11 protein-coding genes, 1 rRNA gene and 1 riboswitch are annotated in these 9,281 nt (G+C 43.3%); of the genes, 1 reads left to right on the top strand and 11 read right to left on the bottom strand.

Annotation, left to right across the window (positions count from 1 at the left end):
* Positions 1-186 (top strand): hypothetical protein (locus tag R2B72_RS18340; protein WP_318618334.1); only part of this gene is annotated, 186 nt, incomplete at its 5' end.
* A gap of 25 nt (positions 187-211) precedes the next feature.
* On the opposite strand, the gene purN is transcribed toward R2B72_RS18340, so the two are convergent.
* The 11 genes from purN to rrf form a co-directional block, all read right to left on the bottom strand.
* Positions 212-784, bottom strand: coding sequence for a phosphoribosylglycinamide formyltransferase (purN, locus tag R2B72_RS18335; protein WP_318618332.1), 573 nt, complete (start codon positions 782-784; stop codon positions 212-214).
* Positions 781-1,839 (bottom strand): phosphoribosylformylglycinamidine cyclo-ligase, encoded by a 1,059-nt coding sequence (gene purM, locus R2B72_RS18330; protein ID WP_318618331.1) that lies wholly within the window; start codon positions 1,837-1,839, stop codon positions 781-783. The genes purN and purM overlap by 4 nt, the downstream gene beginning before the upstream one ends.
* Positions 1,840-1,854: 15 nt before the next feature.
* Positions 1,855-3,279, bottom strand: coding sequence for an amidophosphoribosyltransferase (gene purF / locus R2B72_RS18325; protein WP_318618330.1), 1,425 nt, complete (start codon positions 3,277-3,279; stop codon positions 1,855-1,857).
* Positions 3,255-5,483, bottom strand: a complete 2,229-nt coding sequence (purL, locus tag R2B72_RS18320; RefSeq protein WP_318618329.1) for a phosphoribosylformylglycinamidine synthase subunit PurL — start codon at positions 5,481-5,483, stop codon at positions 3,255-3,257. The genes purF and purL overlap by 25 nt, the downstream gene beginning before the upstream one ends.
* Positions 5,467-6,153, bottom strand: a complete 687-nt coding sequence (gene purQ / locus R2B72_RS18315) for a phosphoribosylformylglycinamidine synthase subunit PurQ (protein WP_318618328.1) — start codon at positions 6,151-6,153, stop codon at positions 5,467-5,469. The genes purL and purQ overlap by 17 nt, the downstream gene beginning before the upstream one ends.
* Positions 6,150-6,404 carry a phosphoribosylformylglycinamidine synthase subunit PurS gene (purS, locus tag R2B72_RS18310; protein ID WP_318618326.1) on the bottom strand — a complete coding sequence of 85 codons (255 nt, stop codon included), beginning with the start codon at positions 6,402-6,404 and terminating at the stop codon, positions 6,150-6,152. The genes purQ and purS overlap by 4 nt, the downstream gene beginning before the upstream one ends.
* Before the next feature lie 153 nt (positions 6,405-6,557).
* Positions 6,558-7,676, bottom strand: coding sequence for a 5-(carboxyamino)imidazole ribonucleotide synthase (purK, locus tag R2B72_RS18305; RefSeq protein WP_318618324.1), 1,119 nt, complete (start codon positions 7,674-7,676; stop codon positions 6,558-6,560).
* Complete coding sequence (gene purE, locus R2B72_RS18300) at positions 7,673-8,161, bottom strand: 5-(carboxyamino)imidazole ribonucleotide mutase (RefSeq protein ID WP_318618323.1); 489 nt, start codon at positions 8,159-8,161, stop codon at positions 7,673-7,675. Before purE ends, purK begins: the two co-directional genes overlap by 4 nt.
* A 57-nt stretch (positions 8,162-8,218) precedes the next feature.
* Positions 8,219-8,401, bottom strand: a complete 183-nt coding sequence (locus tag R2B72_RS18295) for a hypothetical protein (protein ID WP_318618322.1) — start codon at positions 8,399-8,401, stop codon at positions 8,219-8,221.
* Positions 8,381-8,480: riboswitch (purine riboswitch) on the bottom strand. (Overlaps the previous gene by 21 nt.)
* 86 nt (positions 8,481-8,566) lie before the next feature.
* Positions 8,567-8,758, bottom strand: a complete 192-nt coding sequence (locus R2B72_RS18290; RefSeq protein ID WP_318618321.1) for an NETI motif-containing protein — start codon at positions 8,756-8,758, stop codon at positions 8,567-8,569.
* 426 nt (positions 8,759-9,184) lie between these two features.
* Positions 9,185-9,281: ribosomal RNA gene (gene rrf / locus R2B72_RS18285) — 5S ribosomal RNA — on the bottom strand; the annotation flags it as partial.

The raw sequence follows: 9,281 nt of genomic DNA, 5'->3' as shown, positions 1-9,281 counted from the left end.
TTCCGCGGGCACGGCTTGGACCCACACGAAGTGGGTCATGCAGTCGTTGCCGCAGGACGCGGCGTCTTTAGACTGCCTTCCACCAAGGGTCTTCAGCTCGCGCTGTTCCCGCTGGAGTCGCCGCCTTACGCTACAATCAACAATAATAGAACATCAAATTATCACAATGTCCAAAATTACACATAAATATATAAGTAAAGCCGGTAAATAGTTACCGGCTAAAAAGGTTATTTAATGTTTCTTTATATAGATCATGTTCAACAGCATGAATCGCTTCTGCTGTTTTATTTACATCGCCATCGACAACATCGACAGCACGTTGCGCCAAAATCATCCCTGTATCCATTCCTTCATCGACTAGGTGAACTGTGACGCCTGTTACTTTGACGCCATGCTCGACTGCTTGTTCAATGGCATCGATTCCTGGGAACGATGGCAATAAGGATGGATGGATATTGACGATATTAGCAGGATACGCCTCTAGTAACGGTTGTCCAATTAGGCGCATATAGCCTGCCAAGACAAGCCATTCTGCCCCGGAAGCACGAAGCGCTTCAAGAATCGCTTCTTCGTATGTATCTTTTGAGTTAAATTCCTTTGGTCGAAATGCTGCAACTGGAATACCTGCTTGTTTAGCACGCTCTACAACATAGGCTTCGGGCTTATTCGTCACCATTAGGACGATTTCAGCGTTAAGCTCACCAAGTTTACAGGCTTCAGCAATTGCTGCAAAATTACTGCCGCTTCCAGATGCGAAAACGGCAATTTTTATTTTACGAGTCATTTGGCAAGACTTCCGTCATGGTCGCCTGTGAATGTAACACCTTCACCCGCTACTACACGTCCAATTTTATACGCTTTTTCACCATGTTGTTGTGCAATGGCAATCGCACGATCTGCTTGATCTGCTGGAAGTGCTACGGCAAAGCCAACACCCATATTGAAGACACTGTACAAATCTTTATCCAACAGCTCGCCTTTTTCTTTCAGCATGTTGAATACTGGAAGTACTGGCCATGAACCAAGGTCGATTTCTGTTCCAAATCCATCTGCAAACATACGTGGCAAGTTTTCGAAGAATCCCCCACCCGTAATATGGCCCATAGAATGGACGTCTAATTCCTGATGCATTTGTAGAACAGGCTTCGCATAGATTTTTGTCGGCTCAAGAAGTGCATCGCCAACCGTTCCAAGATCCTCGTAGCCATCAATAACACCATCAATTGCATAGCCGTTATCTTCAAGAACAATTTTACGGACCAAAGAATAGCCGTTTGAATGAATACCACTTGAAGCAATCCCAACAATCACATCGCCTGCAACGACTTTCTCGCCTGTGACAATTTTGCTTTTTTCACATGCACCGACTGCAAAGCCAGCCAAATCATATTCATCGACTTCATAAAGGCCTGGCATTTCTGCCGTTTCTCCACCGATTAATGCTGCTCCTGATTGGACACAACCATCCGCAATTCCCTTAACAATCGCTTCAACCTTTGCAGGTACTGCTTTGCCAAGTGCGATATAATCGAGGAAATAAAGTGGCTCTGCACCTTGTGCAACAATGTCATTGACACACATAGCAACACAGTCAATACCGATTGTGTCATGCTTATCTGCCATAAACGCCAGCTTCAACTTTGTTCCGACACCATCTGTACCTGAAATAAGAACTGGCTCTTTATAATCGAGCGCTGAAAGATCGAACATCCCGCCAAAACCGCCAAACGTTCCTGCAACGCCTTTACGAGCAGTACGTGCAACATGTGACTTCATCCGTTCAACTGACTCATAGCCAGCTTCAATATTTACCCCTGCATTTTCATATGCCTTCGACATGCAAAAGCCTCCCTATCAAACGATTTCTTTTTTATGTGGTAAAACTGTATCTGAATAGATTTCCGTAGGATATTCTCCAGTGAAACAAGCCAAACATTGTCCACAATTTTTCATACTATCTGAACGACCAATCGCTTTAAGCATGCCTTCTGGCGACAAGAATGTTAACGAGTCTGCTTCAATGAGCTCGCGAATTTCATCCACTGTTCGATTCGTTGCAATTAGCTCTGAATCTGTACTAATGTCAACCCCATAAAAACAAGGGCTAACAAGTGGCGGAGACCCACTGACAACATGAACTTCTGTTGCCCCTGCCTCTCTTAACATCCTCACAATACGTTTAGACGTTGTTCCACGAACAATCGAATCATCCACCACGATAACCCGCTTACCACTGACAACTTGACGCACAGGAGACAGCTTCATTTTAACGCCTTGTTCACGTAGTTCCTGTGAAGGCTGGATGAATGTACGGCCTACATAACGGCTTTTAATCAGTCCTAGTTCATACGGTATGCCACTTTCCTCAGAAAATCCAATTGCCGCTGATATACTTGAATCCGGTACACCTGTGACAACATCTGCTTCAATATGAGCCATTTCACGCGCCAGCTGTTTACCGCAACGTTTACGTGCCGAGTGAATATTAATGCCATCAATATCCGAATCAGGACGTGCAAAATAGACATACTCCATTGAACACATTGCCGAATCAGCGGCAGGTGCAAAACGCTCTGAATGAAGCCCTTTATCATTAATGATGATGAGTTCGCCCGGTTCAACTGAACGAATACATTCAGCACCAATAATATCGAACGCACATGTTTCAGATGCAACAACCCATGCATTGCCCATTTTCCCAAGCGACAGTGGACGTAAACCATTCGGATCCTGTGCAACCATTAGCCCGTCATCCGTTAAGATAACAAAGGCAAAAGCTCCTTTTAACATCGCCAATGCTTTTTTCACACGTTCACGTTGATTTAAAGAACCACTACTTCTCTTAATTAAATGTGCAAGTACTTCTGTATCTGAATTCGTTTGAAAAATACTACCTTGACGTTCAAGGTGCTCACGCAATTCAACCGCATTGACAATGTTACCATTGTGAGCAACCGAAAGACTGCCCGTCGTCGAACGAAAAACAAGTGGCTGAACATTTTCAATGCCTCGACCATTTTCGGACGAATAACGCACTTGCCCAATGGCAGCATTACCTTTTAAGTTTTCAATCTCATTACCTGAAAACACCTCGTTGACGAGGCCTTCGCCTTTAATGACGTGCAACTTTTTACCGTCTTTCGTTACAATACCAGCGCCTTCTTGCCCTCTGTGTTGCAGGGCGTGCAGACCATAATAACTGATCTGCGCCGCATCTACATGACCCCAAATGCCAAACACACCGCACTCTTCGTTTAGGCCTCTGAGTTCAGCAAGCATTGGATAGCCCCTTTCCAAGCAGAACGGAATTCTTCAACCGCCCCGTCAATTAACACGCCATTTTCACCATTGATAACAACTCGATCACTTGCTGTTACCGAACCGATTTTAATAGCATCTGCTACAGCTGCTTCAAACGCTGCTGTATTTTCTTCTTTAACAGTGACAAGGAAACGAGATTGCGTTTCACTGAACAATGCCGTAACAGCAGATCCTGCGATTGTTACTTCTGCGCCAAGACCTTCTGCATCGAATGCTTTTTCGCAAAGCGCAATGGCAAAGCCACCTTCAGATAGATCTGTTGCAGATTGAACAAGTCCTTCTTGAATCGCTGTCAAAAGTGCCTTTTGGCGCGCCGCTTCAACGTCAAGATCGATTGCTGGCGCTTGACCAGAAATTGTACCATCCATCATTTGTTGAAGTTCACTGCCTCCAAAATCAAGACCCGCTTCGCCAAGCACGTAGATTGTATCGCCAGCTTGTTTGAATGCTGTAGTCGTTACATGTGATAAGTCATGAACCAAACCAACCATACCAATCGTTGGTGTTGGATAAATTGGAACACCGTTCACTTCGTTTGATAAAGAAACGTTCCCACTAATAACAGGTGCATTCAACTTGATGCAAGCTTCAGAAATACCATCAGCCGATTTCTCAAGCTGCCAAAATACTTCTGGCTTATCCGCACTACCAAAGTTTAAGCAGTCTGTAATTGCAATTGGTTCTGCACCAGAGCAAATTAGATTGCGCGCTGCTTCAGCAACAGCAATTTTCCCACCTGTTTCTGGATCAAGGTAAACAAAACGTGAGTTACAGTCAGATGTCATTGCAAGTCCTTTATTCGTTCCATCTACACGAATAACACCTGCAGACGAACCTGGTGCAACGATTGTATTTGAACGCGCTTGTGTATCGAATTGATTATAAACCCATTCTTTAGACGCAATTGTTGGACGTTGCAATAAATCCTTCAATGTTGCAGTCAAATCCTGCACGACAGGCTCTGTCATTTCTTGTGCTTGGAACTCTCTGAAGTAAGCAGGTTCCTCAGATTTTTTATGGTAAACTGGCGCATCTTCAGCAAGTGCATCTGCCAATACTTCCGCAACTACTTCACCTTTATGAAGTAAACGTAGCATTTTGTCATCCGTCACTGTACCGATTGACACTGCTTCAACGTTATACTTTGCAAATAAGTCCGTCACTTCTTGTTCACGGCCTTTTTTAACAACGATGAGCATACGCTCTTGAGATTCTGACAGCATCATTTCATACGCCGTCATGCCTTCTTCACGTTGTGGCACAAAATCAAGATTTAACTCTACACCATAACCCGCTTTTGATGCCATTTCAGCTGCTGACGAAGTAAGTCCCGCCGCACCCATATCTTGAATTCCGATTAACGCATCTGATTTTACAAGCTCAAGACAAGCTTCCATCACGAGCTTCTCAAGGAAAGGATCCCCTGCTTGCATAACTGGTGGTGCTGTATCTTCATCAACCGATACTTCAGCTGAAGACATTGTTGCTCCGTGAATTCCATCACGGCCTGTTGTAGCGCCCGCATACATCACTGTATTCCCTACACCAGAAGCAACACCTTTTTGAATGTCTTCATGGTTTAATAAACCAACAGCCATCGCATTGACAAGTGGACGTTTTGAATAACAGTTATCGAACTGAACTTCGCCCGCAATTGTTGGAATACCAATGATATTTCCGTAACTTGCAATCCCCGCAACCGCTTCTTCGAACAAGAAACGGTCCCGAGCATCTGTTAAATCTCCAAAGCGTAATGAGTTAACAAGTGCTACAGGGCGAGATCCCATAGAGAAAACATCACGTAAAACTCCACCTGCACCTGTTGCTGCACCGATGAACGGTTCGATAGCAGACGGTGAGTTATGTGATTCCATTTTGAAAACAACTGCTTGATTATCGCCAATATCTACAATCCCAGCACCTTCACCTGGACCTTGAAGGACGCGTGTTCCTTCAGTTGGAAATTTGCGAAGTACTGGTTTAGAACTTTTATATGAACAATGTTCGGACCATAAAGCAGAGAACAGACCCGTTTCCGTATAGTTCGGAAGACGACCCAACATTTTTTCTACACGTTCAAATTCTTCGTCGGTCATCCCCATTTGTAGGTATAGCTTTTCATCTTTAATTTGCTGTGTGTTCGGTTCATGCTTGGCTGACATTATTTTCACTCCACCTTTTTAAGATTGAATTGAATAGAGGCATTCCATCTGTACCTCCGATAATTTCCTCAACTGCACGTTCAGGAAGTGGCATCATGCCAAGTACATTTCCTTGTTCATTCAACACACCAGCAATGGCTTCTGTGCTACCATCAACATTCCCATCCGCATATGTAAAGACAATACGGTTGGTATTTTTTAGTTCTGCTACAGTTTTTTCATCTACATAATAGTTGCCGAATTCATGTGCAAATGGAATTGCAATTTCTTGTCCCTTGTCATAATCAGCCGTAAATTTCGATTCTGTATTGTGAACTGTCAGTTTCGCCTTACCTGATCTAAATTTCAATCCTTTGTTGCGCAGGAAAGCACCTGGTAGCAGACCTGCTTCCGCAAGAATTTGGAAGCCGTTACCTACGCCTAGTACCGGTTTGCCTGACGCTGCAAATGCTTTTAAGCTAACAATGGCTGGCGAGCTTTGTGCTAGTGCACCTGGACGCAGATAATCGCCATAAGACGCGCCGCTTGGAATAAGTACCGCATCAAATTTTTCAAGATTTGCATCTGTATGCCAAACATATTGTGCGTCTTTACCTAGTACTTCATTTACCGCGTGATGCATATCGATGTCACAGCCCGATCCCGGAAAAACTAGAATAGCGAACTTCATTTGCCCGCGACCTCCCCGATTTCGTATCGGTAATCTTCGATAACTTTATTGACCAAAAGCTTGTCGCACATTTCTTTGACACGTGCATCGATTTCTGTCTCTGAACCCGCTAGTTCTAGTTCAATCAATTTTCCGATGCGGACGTTTTCGACTTCCTGGTAACCTATCGCTTGAAGCGCTTCTTTTGCTGCAATTCCTTGTGGATCAACAACACTTTCACGGAGTGTTACGTATACGTTTACTTTCGTCATGTCTTTTTTCCTCCCAAATGGAATTAGATTAGTTTTTCTCTAAAATATTGAAATGTAGAAAAGCGACCGTCAATTTTTCAATCAGGACGGAGCCGTTTGAAAATCAGATCTGTTGTCTGCCAAAAATGACACTCGATCATAAGTCTCCCCCTATTAAGCCCAGATACCTGTGGATTCAATTTCTTCAAGCAAATCATCAATGTTGTCCGTCATAATGGTCACATGTCCCATTTTACGATTATCTTTTGCTTCTGCTTTTCCATATAGGTGAATCGACCAATCAGGGTGATTCGTAACGACCTTTTTGAGCGGCGCTACATGTTGACCGAGTACGTTGACCATAATAGATGGCGCCCATAGTTTCGGCATGCGAAGCGGCCAGCCGCAAACAGCACGTATATGCTGCTGGAACTGTGAAACATTACAAGCTTCAATTGAATAATGACCTGAGTTATGAGGGCGTGGTGCTAATTCATTAATGATGATCGCATCATTTTCAAGCACAAACATTTCAACTGCCAATGTCCCGACAAGTTCAAGATAATCAGCAATTTTCGTCGCTGCCTCTTCAGCTTGTGCAATGACCTTCCGATCTACTCGCGCAGGTACAATTGATTCATGTAAGATATGGTTTTTATGAATATTTTCAGCAACAGGTAGGCAATAAGATTGGCCTGCCGCATTACGTTGTATGATGACTGAGATTTCTTTTATAAATGGTACAAACGCTTCTGCGATACATGCTGAATGCTTAAATAGTGATTCCGCTTCATGCAAATCTTCTTCACAATCAATCTTCACTTGCCCTTTTCCATCATAACCGCCAAATGCCGTCTTAACGATACATGGGAAGCCTACGTCTGCAATTTTGGTTGTCAGCTCTTGAAATGTCAGTGCTGTCACATAGTTAGCAACAGGTGCACCTGATGCTTTGATTTCAGCCTTTTCATTCATTCGGTTCTGTGTAATCCGAACAAGCTCTGCCCCCTGTGGTACATGCGCAATTTGCGTAAGCCTTTTTAAGCCTTCATAATCAATGTTTTCAAACTCATAAGTGATAACGTCACTGACCTCACCTAGCTCCTCGAGTGCCGCTTCATCGTTATAAGGAGCAACAATTCGAATATCAGCAATTTGACCACAAGGAGAGTCCATAACAGGATCTAGCACAGCAATTTTGAATCCAGCCTCTTTCGCAGCAAGCCCCATCATCCGCCCCAGTTGGCCTCCACCAATAATGCCAATCGTCTGCCCTGGTAAAATGGTTTTCATACTAACTCACCGCTACTTTCCAATGCAATATCACGCATTTGCTGACGACGTTCTTCAAGACGTTTCATTAATTCTGAATTATTAACCCCTAAAAACTGAGCAGCTAGTAGACCCGCATTCACAGCGCCTGCTTTGCCAATTGAAACCGTAGCAACCGGTACCCCACCTGGCATTTGAACAATCGACAGTAGGGAATCCATGCCATTCAGCGCTTTTGACTGAACCGGTACGCCAATCACAGGAAGTAATGTTTTCGCTGCAACCATTCCAGGTAAATGAGCTGCACCACCTGCACCAGCGATAATTACCTGTATACCACGTCCTTGAGCTTGTTCTGCATACTCAAACATAAAATCAGGCGTACGATGCGCTGAGACGACTTTCTTCTCGTACGGAACAGCAAGCTCGTCCAAAATGTCACACGCATGTTTCATCGTTTCCCAGTCACTCTTGCTTCCCATGATTACGCCGATTTTCGGTTCCACTTATAATCCGCTCCTTTATAATTACAGTTCATTAATTAGAATAAAGCCAACTATGCCCTAGCGTAGTTGCAATAGCAGGACTTTCTGCTGATTAAAATTAAAACGTCCTTGAATAAACCGCTCTTCACCACGCGTGAAAAGCAGATTATTCAAGGACGTTAACATATGCGTTAAGATGAATGCACCCATTGGTACCCACACATCCTTCGCTACGATTCCTGAAAATTTGCTTTCCCGCATAGTCCGGGCATTACGGTGCCCTGGTAGAAACACTAAGGCCAATTCCTCAGTATATATGGGGATTCTGTTTACACTACACATTTTAACAAGACTAAGTGCATTCGTCAACGGTAAAAACCGAACAATATTATATTAAGTTTTTTCATCGTTCGTCTTTTTATTAATTTATTCGTCTGCTAATATCCCTTTAAATTTAATTAGTTGTCGTACTGGAACGTATTGGCCATTCACTTCCGTAAACAGCGGCTCTTCCTTCCTCCCAGCAACCATGTATCCATCGGCTGCCATTCTTTTCAAACAATCATCAATACTTTCTTCTTCTCCCACTTCAAACCATACCGTCTTCTTTTGACTCATTTAAACAACTTCCCTTTCTTTACTCTTTGTTCCTATTATAACACCTCATCCATAACCAAATGTAGAAACAACAATCCCTGCCACATTAACAGTAGCAATATACCTATACCCTTTCATCGTGCGAATCATGCATGCTAATAAAAAGTGTTACAAACGATGTTAATTGTAAATTTAATAAACACCCTTCACAGAATTCCAACGGAAAATAACCGAGCATAATTCTAATTGTAACTTCATGACTCTAATTGCAACTTCCAGCTTTTAATTGCAACTCTGTATTTTCCGGATTATTTTATGATGATCAACCAATTATTCCTCATCTTTTAAAAATAAACACAAAAATAACCGTCACTTTTCAGCAACGGCTTTCACAGTTTTTAATTTTAGACAATAAAAAAAGCCACTACCTATTGGCAATGACCTTGCGCCCGGCGACGTCCTACTCTTGCAGGGGGAAACCCCCAACTACCATCGGCGCTGAAGAGCTTAACTTCCGTGTTCGGGATGGGAACGGGTGTGACCT

Origin of the sequence: Sporosarcina sp. YIM B06819 (assembly GCF_033485175.1) — a bacterium.
Classification (GTDB): Bacteria; Bacillota; Bacilli; order Bacillales_A; family Planococcaceae; genus Sporosarcina.
The sequence above is the reverse complement of the archived record's forward strand: the minus strand, read 5'-3'. Positions and strand labels throughout refer to the sequence as shown.

Coding starts and splice junctions, on each gene's coding strand:
- purN (WP_318618332.1), bottom strand. CDS start 784: ATGACTCGTAAAATAAAAATTGCCGTTTTCGCATCTGGAAGCGGCAGT.
- purM (WP_318618331.1), bottom strand. CDS start 1,839: ATGTCGAAGGCATATGAAAATGCAGGGGTAAATATTGAAGCTGGCTAT.
- purF (WP_318618330.1), bottom strand. CDS start 3,279: ATGCTTGCTGAACTCAGAGGCCTAAACGAAGAGTGCGGTGTGTTTGGC.
- purL (WP_318618329.1), bottom strand. CDS start 5,483: ATGTCAGCCAAGCATGAACCGAACACACAGCAAATTAAAGATGAAAAG.
- purQ (WP_318618328.1), bottom strand. CDS start 6,153: ATGAAGTTCGCTATTCTAGTTTTTCCGGGATCGGGCTGTGACATCGAT.
- purS (WP_318618326.1), bottom strand. CDS start 6,404: ATGACGAAAGTAAACGTATACGTAACACTCCGTGAAAGTGTTGTTGAT.
- purK (WP_318618324.1), bottom strand. CDS start 7,676: ATGAAAACCATTTTACCAGGGCAGACGATTGGCATTATTGGTGGAGGC.
- R2B72_RS18295 (WP_318618322.1), bottom strand. CDS start 8,401: ATGCGGGAAAGCAAATTTTCAGGAATCGTAGCGAAGGATGTGTGGGTA.
- R2B72_RS18290 (WP_318618321.1), bottom strand. CDS start 8,758: ATGAGTCAAAAGAAGACGGTATGGTTTGAAGTGGGAGAAGAAGAAAGT.